General features: G+C 70.7%; 18 protein-coding genes. 6 read left to right on the top strand and 12 right to left on the bottom strand.

Features of this window, described 5'->3' with window-relative positions; genetic code table 11:
- Nucleotides 1-8 precede the first annotated feature (8 nt).
- A complete protein-coding gene (locus tag G7A98_RS03635; RefSeq protein WP_163648134.1) occupies nucleotides 9-2,327 on the bottom strand; it encodes an AsmA family protein in 2,319 nt (772 codons plus the stop codon).
- A complete protein-coding gene (locus tag G7A98_RS03630; protein WP_163648133.1) occupies nucleotides 2,324-2,770 on the bottom strand; it encodes an acetyl-CoA sensor PanZ family protein in 447 nt (148 codons plus the stop codon). Before G7A98_RS03630 ends, G7A98_RS03635 begins: the two co-directional genes overlap by 4 nt.
- Before the next feature lie 189 nt (nucleotides 2,771-2,959).
- Between G7A98_RS03630 and hisB the strand changes: the two genes are divergently transcribed.
- The 4 genes from hisB (at nucleotide 2,960) to hisF (ending at nucleotide 5,817) form a co-directional block, all read left to right on the top strand.
- Nucleotides 2,960-3,553 (top strand): imidazoleglycerol-phosphate dehydratase HisB, encoded by a 594-nt coding sequence (gene hisB / locus G7A98_RS03625; protein ID WP_163648132.1) that lies wholly within the window; start codon nucleotides 2,960-2,962, stop codon nucleotides 3,551-3,553.
- 22 nt (nucleotides 3,554-3,575) lie between these two features.
- Entirely contained in the window at nucleotides 3,576-4,217 is a 642-nt protein-coding gene (gene hisH / locus G7A98_RS03620) for an imidazole glycerol phosphate synthase subunit HisH (protein WP_163648131.1), read from the top strand.
- A 71-nt stretch (nucleotides 4,218-4,288) separates the two neighbouring features.
- Complete coding sequence (hisA, locus tag G7A98_RS03615; RefSeq protein ID WP_163648130.1) at nucleotides 4,289-5,038, top strand: 1-(5-phosphoribosyl)-5-[(5-phosphoribosylamino)methylideneamino]imidazole-4-carboxamide isomerase; 750 nt, start codon at nucleotides 4,289-4,291, stop codon at nucleotides 5,036-5,038.
- Nucleotides 5,039-5,043: 5 nt separating this feature from the next.
- Nucleotides 5,044-5,817, top strand: coding sequence for an imidazole glycerol phosphate synthase subunit HisF (hisF, locus tag G7A98_RS03610; RefSeq protein ID WP_163648129.1), 774 nt, complete (start codon nucleotides 5,044-5,046; stop codon nucleotides 5,815-5,817).
- Between the two features lie 24 nt (nucleotides 5,818-5,841).
- Here the strand turns inward: hisF and G7A98_RS03605 are convergent, their stop codons facing one another.
- The 3 genes from G7A98_RS03605 to G7A98_RS03595 are packed head-to-tail and all read right to left on the bottom strand — an operon-like array spanning nucleotide 5,842 to nucleotide 7,571.
- Nucleotides 5,842-6,621 carry a CHAD domain-containing protein gene (locus tag G7A98_RS03605; RefSeq protein WP_163648128.1) on the bottom strand — a complete coding sequence of 260 codons (780 nt, stop codon included), beginning with the start codon at nucleotides 6,619-6,621 and terminating at the stop codon, nucleotides 5,842-5,844.
- A gap of 27 nt (nucleotides 6,622-6,648) precedes the next feature.
- Nucleotides 6,649-7,248 (bottom strand): YjaG family protein, encoded by a 600-nt coding sequence (locus tag G7A98_RS03600; protein ID WP_163648127.1) that lies wholly within the window; start codon nucleotides 7,246-7,248, stop codon nucleotides 6,649-6,651.
- Between the two features lie 26 nt (nucleotides 7,249-7,274).
- On the bottom strand, nucleotides 7,275-7,571 hold the full coding sequence (locus G7A98_RS03595) for an MGMT family protein (protein WP_163648126.1): 297 nt from the start codon (nucleotides 7,569-7,571) through the stop codon (nucleotides 7,275-7,277).
- A 135-nt stretch (nucleotides 7,572-7,706) separates the two neighbouring features.
- Here G7A98_RS03595 and G7A98_RS03590 point away from each other — a divergent pair, with 135 nt between their 5' ends.
- Nucleotides 7,707-8,390 (top strand): type 1 glutamine amidotransferase, encoded by a 684-nt coding sequence (locus G7A98_RS03590; protein ID WP_163648125.1) that lies wholly within the window; start codon nucleotides 7,707-7,709, stop codon nucleotides 8,388-8,390.
- Between the two features lie 31 nt (nucleotides 8,391-8,421).
- Here G7A98_RS03590 and mnmH read toward each other — a convergent pair whose 3' ends face one another.
- The 6 genes from mnmH to hmpA all read right to left on the bottom strand — a co-directional run bounded on the left by mnmH (nucleotide 8,422) and on the right by hmpA (nucleotide 15,238).
- Nucleotides 8,422-9,519, bottom strand: coding sequence for a tRNA 2-selenouridine(34) synthase MnmH (gene mnmH, locus G7A98_RS03585; protein WP_163648124.1), 1,098 nt, complete (start codon nucleotides 9,517-9,519; stop codon nucleotides 8,422-8,424).
- Nucleotides 9,516-10,553: a selenide, water dikinase SelD gene (gene selD, locus G7A98_RS03580; RefSeq protein WP_163648123.1), complete on the bottom strand. Its 1,038-nt coding sequence runs from the start codon at nucleotides 10,551-10,553 to the stop codon at nucleotides 9,516-9,518. The genes mnmH and selD overlap by 4 nt, the downstream gene beginning before the upstream one ends.
- Before the next feature lie 60 nt (nucleotides 10,554-10,613).
- Nucleotides 10,614-11,996 carry a DNA repair protein RadA gene (gene radA, locus G7A98_RS03575; protein WP_163648122.1) on the bottom strand — a complete coding sequence of 461 codons (1,383 nt, stop codon included), beginning with the start codon at nucleotides 11,994-11,996 and terminating at the stop codon, nucleotides 10,614-10,616.
- A 261-nt stretch (nucleotides 11,997-12,257) separates the two neighbouring features.
- The gene (locus G7A98_RS03570) at nucleotides 12,258-12,731 is read right to left on the bottom strand and encodes a copper resistance protein NlpE N-terminal domain-containing protein (protein WP_163648121.1); all 474 of its coding nucleotides are present in this window, start codon (nucleotides 12,729-12,731) and stop codon (nucleotides 12,258-12,260) included.
- A 98-nt stretch (nucleotides 12,732-12,829) separates the two neighbouring features.
- Nucleotides 12,830-13,927: an alkene reductase gene (locus G7A98_RS03565; protein WP_163648120.1), complete on the bottom strand. Its 1,098-nt coding sequence runs from the start codon at nucleotides 13,925-13,927 to the stop codon at nucleotides 12,830-12,832.
- 132 nt (nucleotides 13,928-14,059) lie between these two features.
- Complete coding sequence (gene hmpA / locus G7A98_RS03560) at nucleotides 14,060-15,238, bottom strand: NO-inducible flavohemoprotein (protein ID WP_163648119.1); 1,179 nt, start codon at nucleotides 15,236-15,238, stop codon at nucleotides 14,060-14,062.
- Between the two features lie 232 nt (nucleotides 15,239-15,470).
- Here hmpA and norR point away from each other — a divergent pair, with 232 nt between their 5' ends.
- Nucleotides 15,471-17,042: a nitric oxide reductase transcriptional regulator NorR gene (gene norR / locus G7A98_RS03555; RefSeq protein ID WP_163648118.1), complete on the top strand. Its 1,572-nt coding sequence runs from the start codon at nucleotides 15,471-15,473 to the stop codon at nucleotides 17,040-17,042.
- Nucleotides 17,043-17,061: 19 nt separating this feature from the next.
- Here the strand turns inward: norR and G7A98_RS03550 are convergent, their stop codons facing one another.
- Nucleotides 17,062-19,164: a sensor domain-containing diguanylate cyclase gene (locus G7A98_RS03550; protein WP_163648117.1), complete on the bottom strand. Its 2,103-nt coding sequence runs from the start codon at nucleotides 19,162-19,164 to the stop codon at nucleotides 17,062-17,064.
- Nucleotides 19,165-19,277 lie beyond the last annotated feature (113 nt).

Raw genomic sequence — 19,277 nt, 5'->3', positions numbered from 1 at the left:
CATGATGATCACTTCAATAGACCACGGATGGCGTTGCGAAGTTCCTCGGAGGACTTGCCGCCGAGTTTTTCATCGAGTTTCTCGCTCAGCTTGTCGACGGCCTTCTTCTTGGCCTCGTCCCTGGCGAGCGTGGTCAGCGACTTCTGGAAGGCCTGGCGGTCGAACGCGCACCACTGGCCCGGCTCGCCGGAAAGATCGCCTTCGCAGTGCACCGGCAGCGGCACCTTCTCGAGACGCGGATTGACCTTGCAGGCCGCGTCGGCGGTATCGACGAAGCGCGCCCGGGCATCGTAGTCGAAGCGATTGGTAGGCAGGTTGACCCGCCCCTTGCCGGTCATCTCGATGCCGGGCAGCGTAATCAGCAGATCGTCGTTGTGGACGACACCGTCGACGACCCGGGCGCTGCCCTTGAGCTGGTCGAAACGGGTGTCCGGGCTCCAGTCGCGCTGGGTGGCCTCGCCCTCCAGGGCCGCCACGGCGGTGCACAGTTCCTTCGAGACGTTGACGTTGAACACCGCCCCGTCGACGACGCGAAAGTCGGCCTTGCCGTTCAGGTTGCGCAGCAGGGTGTCGGCGCGGTTGGTCCGCGAGGTGAAGTTGCCGGACACATCGAGCCGACCGCGCAGCGGCGACGGCTTGCCGCTGTAGTCCTCGACCAGCGGTACCAGCTGCACGCCATCGAGCGCCTCGCTGAAGCGCCAGCTGACCGGCGCCTGACGCACGTCGAGGCCGGCCTCGGCATGCAGCGTGCCGTCGTAGAGCCGGGCGTCGAGGCGCTGCAGCGCGAGCCGGCCGTCACGCCCGTGAAGCGCCAGCGAGGGCTGCTCGAGGGTCACCCCCTTGACCACCAGCGAATCCAGGGACAGCTTGCCGTCCACTGCCAGCGTCCTGAGCGTGTCCACCGGGACCAGGTCGGCAGCCTGGGCGGCCTCGGTGGCGGCATAGGCCGGCGCCACACCCAGCGCATCCAGCAGCGCCGCGGTATCCGCCGTCTTGCCCGGTGCCTCCGGCGGCGGCAGGTAACGGTCCAGGTCGAGGGCGCCGCCCTGCAGATCGGCAGTCAGCGACTGCCCGTCGAGCCCGGCGCCCAGCGAGCCGGTGAAGGTGGTGTCGTCGACGATCAGCTTCAGGCGGGTCAGCGTGGCCTGCTGCATGTCCCCCTGGATCGGGCTGCTCAGCGCGACCTTGCTCAGCGCCTTGTCATCCGCGGTCGTCGGCGGCAGGCCCAGTCGGGTCAGCCAGGGGCGCAGCGACAGCGGCGCCAGCTCGACCTTGCCGGTGTAGCGCGGCGCCGTGTCGAGCTGGCTGATCGCCAGGTTGCCGTTCAGCTCGAGGCCGTCGTCGCCGCTGACGGCCAGGTCGTTCAGGCGCGCGGTCGCGGCGGCGGTGTCCGCCTCGGCGGCGAAGGTCGCCTTGAGCGACAGCGGCGACTCGCCCAGCGCCGGGTGCGCGAGGCTCGCGTCCACCTCGGCACCGTCGAGCCGGTAGCGGCCCTGGCGGGTATCGGCGACCAGCGAGTCGGCATCCAGGTCGAGCGTCTGCCGACGATCCGGATAGGCCGCCAGGTCGGTGGCAGTCTGCAACGCCAGCCCCTCGAGGACATAGCGCCCATCCTGGAGCCCCAGGCGGGCCTTGCTCTTGAGCGTCACCCGGCTGTTCACCGCCGGCTCGGTACCGTCGACGACGAAGCTGGCCTGCAGCGGGAAGGCACTGGCCGGGTTGACGTCGCTGGCGTCCAGCGTCACGTCGCGGACCGTGACATCCAGGCCACTGCGCCGGTCCAGATAGTGGACCTGACCGTCACGCACCACGATGCTGGCGATGTCCAGGGCCACGCTGTGGCCGTCCGAACCCTGCATGGCCGGGCCCGCCGAGGCCGGTGCCAGCGCCTTGCGCGGCTGGCCCTTGGCGTCGTCGAGACGCTCGAGCAGCTGCTCCCAGTTGCCGTGCCCCTGGGCATCGCGCTCCAGCGACAGCCGCAGGCCCTCCAGGGTCAGGCCGTCGACGGCGATCTCCCCCGACAGCAGCGGTGCGAAGGCCAGGCTGACCTCGCCGCGATCGATCGCCGCGAAGGCCTCGTCCTGGCGCTGCTGATCGGGCAGCCAGGCGCGGGCATCCTCGACGCTGACGCCGATACGCGGATAGAAGGACCAGCTGAGCGGCCCGTCCAGCGCCAGGTCCAGCCCGGTCTGCTCGTGCACGGCCTCGACCAGCCGCGGCTTGAGCTCGTTGGGATCGAAGAAGGTGGTGACGTAGACGACCGCCGCCACGACCACCAGCCCCAGCACGCCGACTGCCGCGAGCAGAATCCGCACCAGCCTCTTCATTGACTTCCTCCTGCAGCGGGTGTCTTGAGTTCGAAAAAGCCGCCGCCCTCCTCGAGCCGGTAGCCCATGCGGACCAGCAGCAGCTGGCTTTCCAGCGGCAGGTGGCGCGTCTCGATGCGCAGCGGCGTGTCCCCCGCCGCCGCCGCGACCAGCGTCATCAGCCTTGAGCCGACGCCGCGCCGGCGCGTGGGCCGGCGAACGCAGAAGTGCGACAGCCACCAGGCCTCGGGCGACTTGCGCACGCTGACCGCGCCCAGCAGGCGGTCATTGAACAGGGCGGCGTGAAAGACACCGCCCGACTCGAGATGCTCGCGGATGAACGCGTCGGCAGGCAGCGGCAGCCAGTCGGCCTCGGCATCCTGATAGATACGCGCCAGGTCGGCTCCCACCTGGGGATCCTCGGCCCAGCGCGCGTGATCGACTTCCTCCAGTGTAACCGGCATGCCTGCTCCCTCCCGTGATGCCACGAATCCCGCCGTCGATGACCCCGCATTGTAGCGGATGGCCATTGCGATTCTCTATAATGACAGGCTCGGCACGGGACGCGCCGGCCGCCGCATTGCGGTTTCCGCCGCGCGTCTCGCCAACTTACTGTTGCCCGGCGCGCGAGCGCCCGGAAGGGAGAGCGGCCAATGCCCGAGCGAATCGCCACGGTGTCGCGAGACACGTCCGAGACCCAGATCACGGTCACCGTCAACCTGGACGGCCAGGGGCGCTTCAGTGCCGACACCGGCGTGCCGTTTCTCGACCACATGCTCGACCAGATCGCCCGCCACGGCCTGATCGACCTGGACATCGTCGCCCGGGGCGACCTGCACATCGACGACCACCACACCGTCGAAGACATCGGCATCACGCTCGGCCAGGCCTTCGACCGGGCGATCGGCGACAAGCGCGGCATCCGTCGCTACGGCCACGCCTACGTGCCGCTCGACGAGGCCCTGTCCCGCGTGGTGATCGACTTCTCCGGCCGCCCCGGACTGGCCATGAATGTCGAGTTCACCCGCGCCAGCATCGGCCGCCTGGACACCCAGCTGTTCTGGGAGTTCTTCCAGGGCTTCGTCAACCACGCCCGGGTGACGCTGCATATCGACAACCTCAAGGGGTTCAACGCGCACCACCAGGCCGAGACCATCTTCAAGGCCTTCGGCCGCGCCCTGCGCATGGCCGTCGAACCGGACCCGCGCATGGCCGGGCAGATGCCGTCCACCAAGGGCAGCCTTTGATCAGCAACCGCGAGGAGCGAGCATGACGATCGCCGTCATCGACTATGGCATGGGCAATCTCCACTCCGTGGCCAAGGCCCTGGAGCACGTCACCCACGAACACGTGGTGATCACCCGCGACGCCCGCTCGATCCGTGGCGCCACGCGCATCGTGCTGCCCGGCCAGGGTGCCATTCGCGACTGCATGGGCGAACTGCAGCGCACCGAGCTGCAGGGGCTGGTCAAGGAGCTGCTCGATGACCAGGCCAAGCCGCTGCTGGGCATCTGCGTCGGCCAGCAGATGCTCATGGAGCACAGCGAGGAAAACGGCGGGGTGACCTGCCTGGGCTATCTGCCGGGCAGCGTGCGCCGCTTCAGCCAGGAGATGCACGACGCCGAGGGCCGCCGCCTGAAGATCCCCCACATGGGCTGGAACCAGGTCAGCCAGCATCACCCGCATCCGCTCTGGGAAGGCATCGGCGACGGCGCCCGCTTCTACTTCGTGCACGGCTACTACGTCGAGGCCGAGCGCGACGCGGACGTCTTCGGCACCACCCGCTACGGCGACGTCACCGCCCATGTGGCGACCGGCCGGGACAGCGTCTTCGCCGTGCAGTTTCACCCCGAGAAGAGCGCCGACGCGGGGCTGCGCCTGCTGGAAAACTTCGTCAACTGGACGCCCTGAGCCCCGGCGTTCGCCGCCGTCACACTGGATAGACCGCGCCCGGCCGGACCGGGCGCTCACGAGGACATGACATGCTGGTTATTCCCGCCATCGATCTCAAGGACGGCCAATGCGTCCGCCTCAAGCAGGGGCGAATGGACGACGCCACCACCTACGGCGACGATCCGGTCGCCATGGCCGCGCGCTGGGTCGAGGCCGGCGCCCGCCGTCTGCACCTGGTCGATCTCAACGGCGCCTTCGAGGGCAAGCCGGTCAACGGCGAGGCGGTCACCGCCATCGCCCGCGCCTACCCCGACCTGCCGATCCAGATCGGCGGCGGCATCCGCTCGGCGGCGACCATCGAGCACTACCTCGAGGCCGGGGTCTCCTACGTGATCATCGGCACCCAGGCGGTCAAGCAGCCGGCCTTCGTCAGCGAGGCGTGCCGGCTGTTCGCGGGTCACGTGATCGTCGGCCTCGACGCCCGCGACGGCTTCGTCGCCACCGACGGCTGGGCCGAGGTGTCGACGCTCAAGGCCACCGAGCTGGCCAGGCGCTTCGCCGACGACGGCGTCTCGTCGATCGTCTACACCGACATCGCCCGCGACGGCATGATGCAGGGCGTCAACCTCGACGCCACCGTCGCGCTGGCCCGCGAGGGCGGCCTGCCGGTGATCGCCTCGGGCGGGGTCACCAACCTCGATGACATCCGTGGCCTGGCCGAGGTCGCCGACCAGGGCATCCTCGGCGCCATCACCGGCCGCGCCATCTACGAAGGCAGTCTCGACGTCGCCGCGGCCCAGCGCCTGTGCGACAGCCTCGACACAACCCGCAAGGAGTGATCACCATGGGTCTGGCCAAGCGCATCATCCCCTGCCTCGACGTCGACGCCGGCCGCGTGGTCAAGGGCGTCAACTTCGTCGGCATCCGCGACGCCGGCGACCCGGTGGAAATCGCCAAGCGCTACAACCAGCAGGGCGCCGACGAGATCACCTTCCTCGACATCACCGCCAGCCACGAGGACCGCGCGACCACCGTCGAGATGGTCGAGCGCATCGCCGGCGAGGTGTTCATCCCGCTGACCGTGGGCGGTGGCATCCGCACCTGCGAGGACATCCGCACCATGCTCAACGCCGGCGCGGACAAGGTCTCGATCAACACCGCCGCGGTGACCAACCCCGAGTTCGTCCGCGAGGCCGCCGAGCGCTTCGGCAGCCAGTGCATCGTGGTGGCGATCGACGCCAAGCGCGTCAGCGCCGAGGGCGAGCCGCCGCGCTGGGAGATCTTCACCCACGGCGGGCGCAAGCCCACCGGGCTCGACGCCATCGACTGGGCGCGCAAGATGGTCAACTACGGCGCCGGCGAGCTGCTGCTGACCAGCATGGACCGCGACGGCACCAAGGCCGGCTTCGACCTGGAGCTGACCCGGGCGATCTCGGAGGCCGTGGCGGTGCCGGTGATCGCCTCCGGCGGGGTCGGCAACCTCGACCATCTGGTGGAGGGCGTGACTCAGGGCGCCGCCGATGCGGTACTCGCCGCGAGCATCTTCCACTTCGGCGAGTACACCATCCCCGATGCCAAGCGCTACATGCACGAGCACGGTATCGAGATGCGCCTGTAACGACCGCCGCGTCCCGGCTCGGGCCTATTGCCAGCCGAGGCGCGTGGCCTCCTTCAGCGCCTTGTCGAGCTGCGCCTCGGCAAGGCGCTGCAGCTCGTTCGCCAGCGCCTCGCGCTGCGCGCTCTCAGGCTCCAGAGGCATCGTCTCGCTCTCCAGCCACGCCGCCAGGTTGATCAGGTCATGCTGGCGGCCGAGGCGCTTGGCCAGCCGCTTGAGCCGCCGCGGCTCGAGCCGGGGCGGCTTGCCCTTGACCCGCTCGCGCAGCTCCTGCTGATAGGTCAGGTACTTCACCCACTTGCGCCAGCGATGACAGCGCGCCGGATCGCGTGACGCGGCACAGGCCCCGGCCAGCCGACGCGCCTTGCGCCGGGTGCGCCGGTAGCCGGCCTTGACCTGCTTGCCTTTCAGCGGCTCGGCCCGCCAGTTGTCCGCCTCGCGGGCGAACTCGGCATCGAGCCCGGCCCGGTCCACCGTCGCGGTCTCGTCGAGCGAGGCCACCAGGGCGGCGCGCAGCCGGGCGACGAGCGGGCGCAACTCGGGGGCGAGGCGCGGCAGCGCCCAGCCCAGCATGGCGTGGCGCACCCGCGCCTCGCGCGGGCCTTCCAGGCGCCGGGCGATCGAGCGCGGCGTGGCCTCGCGGGCCTTGATCGCCGCTTTCGGGCGCTCGGCGCGCTGCAGCTGGCGGGCGGCGCGCAGACGCTTGCAGGTCAGGCGCAGCTCGTGGACGTCGTCATCGTCAAGCGGCGTGGCCAGTCGCCGGCGCGCCTCATCGATGCATACCAGCGGCCACTGACGGTACTTCATGCTTGCCTCCCGGCGCCCCCGTGGGCGTCACTCCAGGCTCAGGCCGAGGTTGCTGACGCCGTCGTTGCGCCCCAGACGACGCAGCGCCTTGAGCGCCTCGCGGTCGAGCCGCGCCTCGGCGGCTTCCAGCACCGCTTCCTGGAAGTCGCGCTCGTCGGCCATCAGCGGGTGCTCGCGCAGGCGCGCGGCGGCCCGCTCGGCGTCATCGTCCTCGGCCTCCTCGGTCATCTCGACGACGGCCTGCACCCCGCTCTTCGACAGGCCGCTGATCGTCAGCGGCGCGTCGGGCGTCTCGCCCTGCAGCGCGTCGAGCAGGGTCGACAGGGCCATCATCACCTCCACGGCCCGGCGCGCCCCGAAGCTCTCGTCATCCTCGGGGGGCTCCGCCTCGCTCAGCTTGTCCGCCTGACGGGCGAAGTCGATCTTCGCCTCGCGCACCATCAGCGATTCCCAGGCCAGATCGAGCACCACGCGCAGCGTCCCGGGGTCACCCTGCCCGGTCATCTGTGCGTACAGGCCGTAATTGGGCAGCAGCCGTTCGCACAGCGCCGCCATGAACGCGATCTGCTGGCGGCGGCTCAGGGCGCGCAGGCGGGCCTTGAAGCCCTCTCGGGGGGTCGCTGTCATGGGGTCTCCTTGTTATCCGCGGCCGATCATGGCCAGAACAGCTCGGCGCTCACCCGGCCGCCGGCGTCGAAAACGATGCCTTCGGCACGCAACCGCTCGCGCTGGCGCACGGCGCCGCCATGCTCGGTGACGCGTCGCGAGGCATTGATCACCCGGTGCCAGGGCAGGCCGTGGCCATCAGGCAGGTGGCGCATGGCACTGCCGACCATGCGTGCCGTGGCGCCTTCGGTCATCTTCGCCACCCGGCCATAGGTGGTCACCCGGCCTTCGGGAATCTGGGCCACGATGGTGTAGATCTGTTCGAGCAGGTCCGCGCGGGGCATGTCCGACTCCATGGTTCCTCAGGCTGTCGGCCCCATTATGGCACCACCGGCCGGACGCGGGGACCACCAACCACCGCCCCCGCGGGCGACGAGATTCACTGGACGCCGGTGGAGCGCGTATCCGATGATGGCCGCATGCATATCTACTTCCTCCAGCATGCCGCCCACGCCGGGCCCGCCCGTCTCGCCGACTGGCTCGCCGGCATGGGGCACAGCCACAATACCTGCCATCTGTACGCCGACGAGGCCCCGCCACGCCTCGAGGACTGCGACGCGCTGATCCTGCTCGACGGCCCCCAGGCCCACGACGACACCGCGGCCCACCCCTGGCTGAAACGGGAGACCAAGCTGCTCGACCGGGCGCTGAAGAGCGGCAAGCCGGTTCTGGGCATCGGCCTCGGGGCGCGGCTGATCGCCGCCCGGCTCGGTGCCATCATCTCCCGCGGCACCCACGCCGAGGCCGGCTGGCAGACCGTGACCCTGGCTGCGGAGAGCCCCTTCGACCTGCCCGAGCAGTTCGAGGCCTTTCTCTGGCACCGCGACATCTTCGGCCTGCCCGAGGACGCCCTGCCGCTGGGCGGCACCGCGGCCAGCCCGGTGCAGGGCTTCGCCTGGGACGCCGGCCGGGTTGTCGCCCTGCAGTGTCATCTGGAAGCCACCGCCGCCAGCGCCACCGCCCTGCTCGACCATGAACCCCTGCCCGCCGAAGGCCCCTACGTGCAGAGCCGCGAGGCGATTCTCGCCGACCCGCGGCGCTTCGACCGGCTGGCGCCGCTGCTCGACCGGGTGCTGAGTCGCTGGCTCGTCGGCGCCTCCTGAGCGCAGGCCCGCCCGAGCCTCGGCGCTGCCGCTACTGGCGTGTCGGTGCCGCCTGCCATGCCTCGGCGAAGGCCAGGCAGCTGTCCCAGTCGCCGACGTGCAGGAAGTGCTGATCGTCGTGCTTCTCCAGCTGATAGCGGTACATGGGGTCGTAGTATTCGGTCAGCAGCGGCGCCAGCCAGGCCTCGTGGGCCTGGCGGTTGCCGCGCTCGTGCTCGCGGAAGGCCAGTTCCTGCAGCCGCGCCAGCCGCGCCAGCCGGGCGCCGCCGAGACGCTTGCGCAGGCGTCGCAGGGCGCCGGACAGCTGCTTGCGCATCAGCGCCCAGCCCAGCCATTCACCGTACTGCGTGGCATAGATCGCCCACAGGTCCTCGATGTAGTCCTTGTGGATACGCGCCAGCCGCCAGTCCAGCGGCATCTCGACGCGGATGCGCGGGGCCCGCTCCATCCCGCGCCAGAAGCTCAGCGGAATGTTGGCATTGCCGATGTGGCGCGACTCGTCCTCGACCACGCAGGCGCCGTCCCGCGCCAGCAGCCCGAGGCCCATGGCGTGCTCGAAATCGATCTGGCTCGGCGCCGGCAGCGGGTGCCGGCCGAAGGCCGAGCCCTTGTGGCGGGCACAGCCCTCCAGGTCGAGACCGTGGCTCAGCCGCTGGATCAGTTCGGTCTTGGCGCAGCCGGTCAGCCCGCCGACCACCAGCAGCGGCTGCTCGGCGGCGGCGTCGATGCGCCGGCACAGCGCCTGGCGCATGGCCTTCCAGCCGCCGCGGATGCGCGGGCGCTCGATACCCGTCTCGGCCAGCCACTGCTGGGCGATCTGCGAGCGCAGCCCGCCGCGGAAGCAGTAGAGCAGCGCATCGGGATGCGCCTCGACCACGCGCCGCCAGGCGGCCACCCGCTCGCGGCGCAGACGCCCGCTGACCAGTTGCTCGCCCAGCGCGATCGCCGCATCCTGACCGTGGGTCTTATAGTGGATGCCGACCCGGTGGCGCTCCGCGTCGTCCATCAGCGGCAGGTTGATCGCGCCGGGCAGCGCGCCCTGGGCGAACTCCACCGGCGCGCGCACGTCGATCAGCACCCGCCCCTCGGCCAGCCAGCCCAGATCGGGCTCGACCGTCGGCAGGGTCATCGCCGGACCTCGATCAGTGCCTCACCCTCGGCCTTCAGGCACTCGCCGAACGGCGCGAGCGTGACCCCGTGGGCCCGGCCGATGCGTTCCACGTCGTCGGCATAGGCCGGGTCCACCGCCAGCAGCAGGCCGCCGGAGGTCTGCGGGTCGCACAGCCACTGCCAGTGGGCGTCGTCCATCGTCGGCAGGCTCGTGCCCAGCGCCTGGCGGTTGCGCGCGCTGCCACCGGGCACCGCGCCCTGGCGGCGGTACGACTCGGCCTCGGCCAGCCGCGGCAGGCGGCGGAAGTCGATGCGCGCCTTGACGCCACTGGCGCTGCACACCTCGCTGAGATGCCCGGCCAGGCCGAAGCCGGTGACGTCGGTCATGGCATGCACGCCGGCCACCTTGGCCAGATCGACGCCCATGTCGTTGGCCTTGAGCATGGTTTCCCGCGCCAGCCCCTGATGCCCGGGCTCGAGCAGGCCGCGCTTTTCCGCCGTGGTCAGCAGCCCCACGCCCAGCGGCTTGGTGAGATACAGCAGGTCCCCCGGCCGGGCACCCTTGTTGAGCTTGAGATGCTCGAGGTCGACCAGGCCGTTGACCGACAGCCCGAAGATCGGCTCCGGCGCGTCGATCGAATGCCCGCCGGCCAGCGCCAGCCCCAGCTCGCGACATACCGCCTGAGCGCCGGCCACCACGTCGCCGGCGACGTCGGCGCCGAGCTTGTCGAGCGGCCAGCCGAGGATACCCAGCGCCATCACCGGGCGCCCACCCATGGCGTAGACGTCGCTGATGGCGTTGGTGGCGGCGATGCGGCCGAAGTCGAAGGGATCATCGACGATCGGCATGAAGAAATCGGTGGTGGCGATCAGCCCGCGGCCGTCGCCCAGGTCGTACACCGCCGCGTCCTCGCGACCCTGATTGCCGACGATCAGCCGGGCGTTGCTGGCTCCCGGGCCCGCCTTGGCAAGGATGCCGTCGAGCACGTCGGGGGCGATCTTGCAGCCGCAGCCGGCTCCGTGGCTGTACTGGGTCAGGCGAATGGCGCTCATGCTGTTCTCCTCGTTCGAACCTGTGACAATTCTACGTCAAGCGCGTCGGCGGCGGGATGGCTACAGGGCTTCCAGGGCATCGGCCAGCTTGTCCACGGCGATCACCTCCATCCCCTCGGGCGACTGCCGCGGGGCGTTGCCGCGGGGCACGATGGCCCGGGTGAAGCCGTGCTTGGCGGCCTCGACGATGCGCTCCTGGCCGCTGGGCACCGGGCGAATCTCGCCGGACAGCCCGACCTCGCCGAATACCACCAGCTCGCGCGGCAGCGGGCGGTTCTGCAGGCTCGACACCACCGCCAGCAGCACCGCCAGGTCGGCGCTGGTCTCGAGCACCTTGACCCCGCCGACCACGTTGAGGAAGACGTCCTGATCGCCGGTGAACAGCCCGCCGTGGCGGTGCAGCACGGCCAGCAGCATGGCCAGCCGGTTGGGATCGAGCCCCACCGCGACACGGCGCGGATTGCCCAGCGCCGACTCGTCGAGCAGCGCCTGCACCTCGACCAGGATCGGCCGGGTGCCCTCCCAGACCACCATCACCAGGCTGCCGGCGGCCTGCTCCTCGCCCCGCGAGAGGAAGATCGCGCTGGGATTCTTGACCTCCTTGAGGCCCTGCTCGAGCATCGCGAACACACCCAGCTCATTGACCGCGCCGAAGCGGTTCTTCTGGCCGCGCAGGGTGCGAAAGCGCGAGTCGCTGCCGCCCTCGAGCAGCAGCGAGGCGTCGATCATGTGCTCGAGCACCTTGGGGCCGGCCAGCGAGCCGTCCTTGGTGACATGGCCCACCAGCAGCAGCACGGTGCTCGACTGCTTGGCGAAGCGCGTCAGCGCCGCCGCCGACTCGCGCACCTGGGCCACGCCGCCCGGCGCCGAGGAAATGTCCTCGAGGTGCATGGTCTGGATCGAGTCGATGATCAGCACGTCGGGCCGTTCGCGCTCGGCGACGCCGAGAATCGTCTCGATGCTGGTCTCGGCGAGCATCTTCAGCCCCTGGGTGGGCAGCTGAAGACGGTGGGCGCGCATCGCCACCTGCGACAGCGACTCCTCGCCGGTGACGTAGAGTACGCTGCGCTGCTGGGCCAACTTGCAGGCGGTCTGCAGCAGCAGGGTCGACTTGCCGGCGCCGGGGTGACCGCCCAGCAGCACCGCCGAGCCGGGCACCAGTCCGCCGCCCAGAACCCGGTCGAACTCGCCGAAGGTGGACGAGAAGCGCGGCACCTCGCTGAGATCGACGCTGCCCAGGTCGACCACCTCGCGGGACAGCGCCCCGGCATAGCCGCCGCGGCCGGACGCCCCGGCGGGACTCGCCGCCGCCCCCGGGCGCGCGGGCGCCAGGCGCACCTCGCTGAGCGTGTTCCACTCGCGGCAGCTCGAGCACTGCCCCTGCCACTTGGTGTATTCGGCACCGCACTCGGTGCACACGAAGGCGCTCTTCGCTCTGGCCATGACGACTCTTGATCAGCGGAATGGGCGGGAAACGGGCACGCAACGACAGGGGCGGCCCGCAGGCCGCCCCGTCATGCGCTACCAACCGGGTCTGAAACTCTTTTCACAATTCATCAGGCGGGAGTGGGCTTTCCCGGCTGCAAGGCTTCGCGAGGGCGCTGTAAACCCATCCTTGGGCGCTACCTTTGCCATCCATGGCAAAGGACCCTCGTTCCGCCTTGCCCCCGGCGCCCATCTCCGAAGGAAACTGGGAAAAGGGTGTTACTGACCGGTCTGGCTGCCCTGGCGCGTCAACCGCAGCGCCTCGCCGTTCTGGAAGCGGCGCTTCTGCGGGTCGATCAACTCCAGGGTGTCGGGGTTGAGCTTGAGGAAGTAGTAGACCTGCCCCTCGCCGTCCGGCGTCAGCTCGTAGACGGTGGCCTCGGGGTCGCTGTCGGTGCCGCTGAGCACGTCCCACTGCCCTTCGTAATGCTCGGTGGGCGGATTCTGCGGGTGCTCGCGATAGCTGGCATCCAGCTGGAAGGTGCGCTCGGCATCGCTGGCCTGCTCGTCACCCTTGAGCGCGACCGTGATGTCGATGCCCGCGCAGTTGCGGCACGGCAGCGTCCCCTCGTAGACGGCCGCCTGATCGGCTGTGGCCGGCGCGCCCGGCGCCGTGCCCTGCTGGGTACCGGTGGCACACCCCGCCAGCAGCGCCAGCATCGCGGAACCGGCCAGCAACGTCCTGATCTGCATGTGAGTCCTCCTAACCTGTGAGCGTGAGCCGCCGTGGCGACATCCTGCCCACAGGATAGCGGCAAGCCACGCGGCTGGACAGCCCCGTGGCCCCCGGGTCAGTCGAGCGTCGGGTAGTCGGTGTAGCCTTCGGCGCCGCCGCCGTAGAAGGTCGACGGGTCCGGCTCGTTGAGCGGCGCCTGACGGCGGAAGCGCTCGACGAGGTCGGGGTTGGCGATGTAGGGCCGGCCGAAGGCGGCCGCGTCCCCCAGACCGTCGGTGATCAGCGCCTCGGCCCGCTCGGCGGTGTAGTGGCCGCAGTAGATCAGCACGCCGTGGAAGCGCTCGCGCAGGTCGCGCCGGAAGGCATCGGTCAGCTGCGGGCCTTCGCCGGTCCAATCCGGCTCGTTGATGTGCAGATAGGCGATGCCGCGCCGCGAGAGCTGCTCGGCCAGATAGTGCATCATCGCTTCCGGCTCATCGTCGGACAGGCCGAAGATCTCGATGAACGGCGACAGGCGGATGCCCACCCGGTCGGCGCCCATCACCTCGCTGACCGCATCGACCACCTCGAGCACCAGCCGGGCACGATTGACCACGCTGCCGCCGTAGCGGTCGCTGCGCCGATTGGCGCCGGTGGCCAGGAACTGCTGCAGCAGGTAGGCGTTGGCGGCATGCACCTCGACCATGTCGAAGCCGGCGCGCTTGGCCCGCTTCGCGGCCTGGCGGTAATCGTCGATGAGCGCCGGGATCTCGTCGAGTTCCAGCGCCCGCGGCGTGCTCACCGGATAGCGTCCGGCGCTGCCGTCGGGGAACTCGGCGAAGCACTCGGCCCCTTCGCCGCGCAGGGCGCTCGGCGCCACCGGCTGCCGCCCCTCGGGCTGGACGATCTCGTGGGACACCCGGCCCACGTGCCAGAGCTGCAGCGCCATGCGCCCGCCGGCGTCGTGCACGGCCTTGACCACCTTGCGCCAGCCCGCCTCCTGGGCATCGGTGTAGATCCCCGGGGTATAGACGTAGCCCCGCGCGGTGGGCGAGATATTAGTGGCTTCGCTGATGATCAGTCCGGCGTCGGCGCGCTGGGCGTAGTACTCGGCCTGCAGGTCGCCGGGGATGCTGTCCGGGGTGCGGGCACGGGTCAGCGGCGCCATGATTACCCGGTTGGGCAGGGTCAGGCGGCCGACATCCAGGGGGGAAAGCAGTGTCTCGTGCGCCATGGTCTCTCCTTGGCCAGTCTCGTCATGAGTGGTGGAGGGAACATGGCGCTCGTTAGAGCCCTAATCAATGGCCGGCCATCATAGTTTTTTCCTATCCCGTGATCGGGTGGCACCATGAGGCCGGCCGGCGCCTTATGCCGCCAGCGGCTGGGTCGGGCCGAAGGTCTCGAAGCGACGCTTCGCCTCGGGCACGTCCAGCGCGGCCAGTTCGGCGTTGACGTGGCTCATGAAGCCCTGCGGACCGACGATGTAGCACAGGGTCTGCGGCCCCGGCAGGTAGCGGGCCAGCAGCGCGCGGTCGACGAAGCCGGCGTGATCCGGGGCGTCGTTCTCGCGCGGTGCCTCATAGAGGGTGACGGCCTTGAACTGCTGCGGATAGCGCGCCTCGAGGGCGGCCACTTCATCGGCGAAGGCATGCACGCTGCCGTCGCGGGCGGCGTGCAGGTAGGTGACCTGACGACCCTGCGCCAGCGCCTCATGGGCCAGCGACAGCATCGGGGTCTGGCCCACGCCGCCGCTGATCAGCATCACCGGCTCGGCCCCGGTTTCCAGCGTCAGGTCGCCCGACGGCGGCAGCAGCTCGAGCCGGGCGCCCTCGCTCATGGCCGCGTGGAAGTGCTGGCTGACCCGGCCACCCGGCTCGCGCTTGATCGACAGCCGGTAGGTCTTGCCGTTGGGCGGCGCGGACAGGCTGTAGTGGCGGTACACCGGCTCACCGTCGATGGTCAGCTTGACGCCGATGAACTGTCCCGGGCGGAAGTCGGCCACCTGGCCGCCATCCTCGGGCGCCAGCACGAAGGAGCGAATCTCGGCGCTCTCGTCGCGGGTCTCGGCCACGCGGAAGGCGCGGGCCCCCTGCCAGCCGCCGGGGCGCGAGGCGAACTCCTGATAGGCTTCCGCTTCCAGCTCGATCAGCAGGCCGGCCAGCTCCTCGTAGACGCCCTGCCAGGCGGCGGCGATCTCGGGCGTGACGGCATCACCCAGCACCTCGCCGATCGCGGCCATCAGGCACTCGCCGACGATCGGATACTGATCGGGGCGGATGCCCAGCGAAATGTGCTTGCCGACGACCAGCGACAGGGACGCCTTGGCCTGTTCACGATCGCCACGCAGCTGCACATAGCGCAGCACCGAGCCGGCCAGGGCCCGCGGCTGGCCGCCGCTAGCCTGGTGGGCGGCGTTGAACAGTGCCTTGACCTCCGGATAGCGCTCGAACATCAGCGGATAGAAGCGCGCGGTGATCGCCTCGAGGTTTTCGGCGACGACGGGGGCGGTGGCGGCAACCAGCTCTTCCTGTTGCGGGGTCAGCATGCGTGAAACTCCTGAACTGAGTGATGACGCCCTACCCTTCGCAAGGCACGTGCCAGCCCCCAGGCCCCGCGACAGCCTGCCGCAGTCTGCCTTGCAGGCCGCGTGCCAACGGCGCTGGCACGAGGTGATGGGCCGGGCGTCCGGCCTCCTGGGCCCCGCGCCCTTCGCACCACTGTACAAATGACAGACTTTTTGCTGTCATTCCGACAGAAACACCGCAAGGAGTGTCAGAATGACACGCTTCTATCAGGCGCTGCGGGCGCTGCTGACCCGGCTGGCCGACGGCGCTCCACCCGAGACCCTGCCCGACGGCTGGTCGGACCTGCTCGGCACCCTGGTGGGCGACTACCCGGCCGATGCCAGCACCCTGATGGTCGCCACCGATACGGGGCTACAGCCGGTGGCGGTGCTGGGCCTGCCCGCCGATGTGCGCGGCCGCCACTTCGTACTCGCCGACCATCCGCGCCTGGCCGCCATCGCCAGCCACGACGCGGTGTGCCGCTTCCCGCCCGACAGCCCCCTGCCCGACCCCTTCGACGGCCTGCTCGACGAAGCGCTGAGCACGGTGCACGACTGCCTGGGCGTGGCGCTGCGCGACGGCGAGCGGTTGCTCGGGGTGCTGACGCTGGATGCCCTCGAGGCCGGACGGCTCGAGACGCTCGACGACGAGGAGCTGCTGGCCAAGGCGCATCTGCTGGCTACCTGCCTGCGCCTGGCCAGCCAACTCAACCAGACCCGCTCGCGGCTCAGCGAGGCCCTCGACCAGGAGCGCCAGCCGCAGCCGGCCATGCACTGGAACAGCCCGGCCATGCGACGCCTCGACGAGACCATCGATCTGGTGGCGCCCACCGACATGTGCGTGCTGCTGCAGGGCGAGACGGGGGTCGGCAAGGAGCGCGTGGTACGCACCCTGCACGCCCGCTCGAACCGCCACCAGGGCCCGCTGGTCCAGGTCAACTGCGCCAGCCTGCCGGAGTCGCTGATCGAGAGCGAGCTGTTCGGCCACCGGCGCGGCGCCTTTTCCGGGGCGATTCAGGACCATCGCGGCCACTTCGCCATGGCCGACGGCGGCACGCTGATGCTCGACGAGATCGGGGAACTGCCGCTGGCCCTGCAGCCCAAGTTGCTGCGCGCCCTGCAGGAGGGCGAGATCCAGCCGCTGGGCAGCGAGCGCGTGCAGCGCGTGGATGTGCGGGTGATTGCCGTGACCAACCGCGACCTGGCCGCGGAGGCCGCCGCCGGGCGCTTTCGCGAGGACCTCTACCACCGGCTCAGCGCCTTCCCCCTCCAGGTGCCGCCGCTGCGCGAGCGCCGCGAGGATCTGCCGCTGCTGGCCGGTCACTTCCTCGCCGACAACCGGGTGCGCCTGGGCATCGGCAACCTGCGCCTGTCGGCCGACGCCGAGGCGGCACTGGCAGCCTGGCACTGGCCCGGCAACGTCCGTGAGCTGGAACACACCCTGGGGCGTGCCGCGCTGCGGGCACTGGGCGACAGCCTGGGCGAGGCCGGCGGCCGGGACCCCGACACCCGGCGTCAGGCCGTGGTGCGCATCACCCGCGCGCATCTCGACCTGCCCGACACGGCGGCACCGGCACCGGCCGCGCCAACAGCCGCCGAGCGGGTGCCGGCCGGCACGACCGACAGGCCCGACGAGCCACTGCGCCCGGCCACCGAGCGCTTCCAGCGGCGCTACATCGCCGCGGCCCTCGACGCCCACGACGGCAACTGGTCGGCCACCGCCCGCGCACTGGGTGTGGACGGCGGCAACCTGCACCGCCTGGCCCGGCGCCTGGGGCTCAAGTAATCCTTCTCTCCCTCGGGGGTCAGGCCCCCGGGCGTGCCGCCTCGTTGACGCGATCGGCCTGGCTCACCACGCGATTACGCCCCTGGCGCTTGGCCCGGTACATGGCCCGGTCGGCACGGGCGACCAGCGACTTGCGATCATCCCCCGGCCGCCACGCCGCCACCCCCAGGCTGACGGTCACGTGCTCCGGGTAGCCGTCGATCTCGAGCCCGGCGATCAGCGCCCGCAGCCGTTCCGCCAGCCGGCAGGCCTCGCCCAGCGAGGTGCTCGAGGCCACGATCACGAACTCCTCGCCGCCCCAGCGCCCCAGGTAGTCGCAGCCGCGCAGGGCGCCGCTGACGGCCTCGGTGAGCGCGATCAACACCCGGTCGCCCGCCTCGTGCCCGTGGACATCGTTGACCTGCTTGAAGTGATCGACATCGAACAGCAGCAGCGCGCAATCGCGGGCATAGCGCTGTGCGGCACTCAGCTCGGCGTCGATGGTCTGCTCGATGCGGTAGCGGTTGTAGGCGCCGGTCAGCGGATCGCGCAGCGCCAGCCGCTCGAGCCGCCGGTTGGCCTCGGCCAGGGCGGCCTTCTCCTGGCGCAGCTCACGGTTGAGGCCGGCGATCTCGTGGGCCGAGGCGACGATCGCCAGCACCTCAGCCAGGTCCATGGCGGCCAGCCGCTCGATGCGTTCCCAGACATCGCTGCTGTCCAGCACCGCCCGCTGCCAGGCGGCCAGCGCGGCATGCATGGCCGGGTAGGCCGAGGGGCTGGCGGCGGGCCGGGCGCTGCCCGGCATGCCCGACCAGCAGTGGCTGTCATCCTGGGCGGCGCGGAACAGCATCAGCCAGTCGCGCCCGCTCTCGGTGGGCAGGGGAATCGCCAGCAGGCCGCAGGCCGGGGCCAGCGGCAGACCCGCGGTCATGGGATGATCGGCCAGGCTGTGGGTGTGCCAGGGGCCGGCGTGGTGATGCTCGCCGGCCAGCCGCTCGGCGAGGGTGTCGATCAGCGCCGCCGACGGCACCGTGCCGAGGGTGGCCAGTTCGCGGCCGTGAATCAGCACCGCCCCGGCGGCACGGAACAGCCCCAGCCATTCGCGGCCGTGGGCCTCCAGCAGAGCATGGGGCGACTGCGGCTGTCCGCGCTGTTCGGAAAGCAGGTCACGGCTGTCGCGCACCCGTTGCAGGAAGCCCGCCTCGACCCGCGCCTTGAGCAGGAACAGGCGCTGGGTGGCCATCTGCACCAGCGTATGGGTGGCGTCACGCCGCGTCGGGCTCAGCGACACGGCGGTATCGCTGTGGCACACCAGCATGCCCCAGACACCGGCATCACCGGGCATGCTCACCGTCAGCAGCGAGGTGACATCGATGGCATCGAGAAAGCGCCGCAAGGCGGTCGAGGGGGCCCGCAGCGGGCTGGCCTGGGGCTCGAGGCGACCGCCCTGCAGGGGGTCGCGCTGCGGCGTCAGCGATACCGCAGGCGCGGCCGCGTCGGGCAGATAGTAGACCGGGAAATCGCCATCGCAGCCCTGCAGGTGCGGCGGCAGGGCGTCGGCCGCGAAGCGTTGTCCCAGCAGCGACGGGCAGGCCGCATGACGCGACTCGGCCACCGCGGCGGCGTGCCCCAGGCCATCGAAGCCGTAGACCACCACCCGCGGATAGCCGGTCATGTCACGCACGCCGGCCACCAGCACCTCCAGCAGGGCGTCGGGGTGGCTGGCACCGGCGACGCGGGTCAGCCACTGGTTGACCGCACCCAGCAGCCGCCGCCGGCCGCTGCCCGTCAGCGGTTCCAGCTCCAGCATCACCCGCTCGCCGTAGCGGTGCGCCATCAGCTGCAGGCGCTGGTTGCGACCGCCGACCCAGCGGCTGAAGGTCAGCGGCGCCGTCAGTCGGGTCGCGCCCTGCAGCTCGAGGCGCAGGCGGTGGGTCAGGCGGGCGCCGATCACCTGCTCCAGCGGCCTGTCCACCGCCTCGTCGGGTATCCTGCCCAGCAGCCCGGCGAGATTGCGGCTGGCCTGCAGGACGTACCGCGCCTCGGCATCGGCCACCAGCAGGCCGCCGTAGGACTGGATCGTCAGGCCCGCGTCGGCGTCGGTGGACATCGGCTCGGGAAGGGGAGTGCTCGTTGATTGCATCGGGACATGCCTCCATGTCCGGGCTCCGGCGAGCACCGAACCGGTCAGGACCGTCACTGGGCAGGAGTGCGGGCCGGGAGTGCGGCGCGAGGCGCCGCGAAGGATGGCCACAG

Origin of the sequence: Modicisalibacter sp. 'Wilcox', assembly GCF_010993675.1 — a bacterium.
Classification (GTDB): domain Bacteria; phylum Pseudomonadota; class Gammaproteobacteria; order Pseudomonadales; family Halomonadaceae; genus Modicisalibacter; species Modicisalibacter tunisiensis.
This window is presented reverse-complemented; position numbering and strand designations above follow the sequence as displayed.

Bases quoted from the DNA above. Each gene is read 5' to 3' on its own strand.
- G7A98_RS03635 (WP_163648134.1), bottom strand. From the start codon at position 2,327: ATGAAGAGGCTGGTGCGGATTCTGCTCGCGGCAGTCGGCGTGCTGGGG.
- G7A98_RS03630 (WP_163648133.1), bottom strand. From the start codon at position 2,770: ATGCCGGTTACACTGGAGGAAGTCGATCACGCGCGCTGGGCCGAGGAT.
- hisB (WP_163648132.1), top strand. From the start codon at position 2,960: ATGCCCGAGCGAATCGCCACGGTGTCGCGAGACACGTCCGAGACCCAG.
- hisH (WP_163648131.1), top strand. From the start codon at position 3,576: ATGACGATCGCCGTCATCGACTATGGCATGGGCAATCTCCACTCCGTG.
- hisA (WP_163648130.1), top strand. From the start codon at position 4,289: ATGCTGGTTATTCCCGCCATCGATCTCAAGGACGGCCAATGCGTCCGC.
- hisF (WP_163648129.1), top strand. From the start codon at position 5,044: ATGGGTCTGGCCAAGCGCATCATCCCCTGCCTCGACGTCGACGCCGGC.
- G7A98_RS03605 (WP_163648128.1), bottom strand. From the start codon at position 6,621: ATGAAGTACCGTCAGTGGCCGCTGGTATGCATCGATGAGGCGCGCCGG.
- G7A98_RS03600 (WP_163648127.1), bottom strand. From the start codon at position 7,248: ATGACAGCGACCCCCCGAGAGGGCTTCAAGGCCCGCCTGCGCGCCCTG.
- G7A98_RS03595 (WP_163648126.1), bottom strand. From the start codon at position 7,571: ATGCCCCGCGCGGACCTGCTCGAACAGATCTACACCATCGTGGCCCAG.
- G7A98_RS03590 (WP_163648125.1), top strand. From the start codon at position 7,707: ATGCATATCTACTTCCTCCAGCATGCCGCCCACGCCGGGCCCGCCCGT.
- mnmH (WP_163648124.1), bottom strand. From the start codon at position 9,519: ATGACCCTGCCGACGGTCGAGCCCGATCTGGGCTGGCTGGCCGAGGGG.
- selD (WP_163648123.1), bottom strand. From the start codon at position 10,553: ATGAGCGCCATTCGCCTGACCCAGTACAGCCACGGAGCCGGCTGCGGC.
- radA (WP_163648122.1), bottom strand. From the start codon at position 11,996: ATGGCCAGAGCGAAGAGCGCCTTCGTGTGCACCGAGTGCGGTGCCGAA.
- G7A98_RS03570 (WP_163648121.1), bottom strand. From the start codon at position 12,731: ATGCAGATCAGGACGTTGCTGGCCGGTTCCGCGATGCTGGCGCTGCTG.
- G7A98_RS03565 (WP_163648120.1), bottom strand. From the start codon at position 13,927: ATGGCGCACGAGACACTGCTTTCCCCCCTGGATGTCGGCCGCCTGACC.
- hmpA (WP_163648119.1), bottom strand. From the start codon at position 15,238: ATGCTGACCCCGCAACAGGAAGAGCTGGTTGCCGCCACCGCCCCCGTC.
- norR (WP_163648118.1), top strand. From the start codon at position 15,471: ATGACACGCTTCTATCAGGCGCTGCGGGCGCTGCTGACCCGGCTGGCC.
- G7A98_RS03550 (WP_163648117.1), bottom strand. From the start codon at position 19,164: ATGCAATCAACGAGCACTCCCCTTCCCGAGCCGATGTCCACCGACGCC.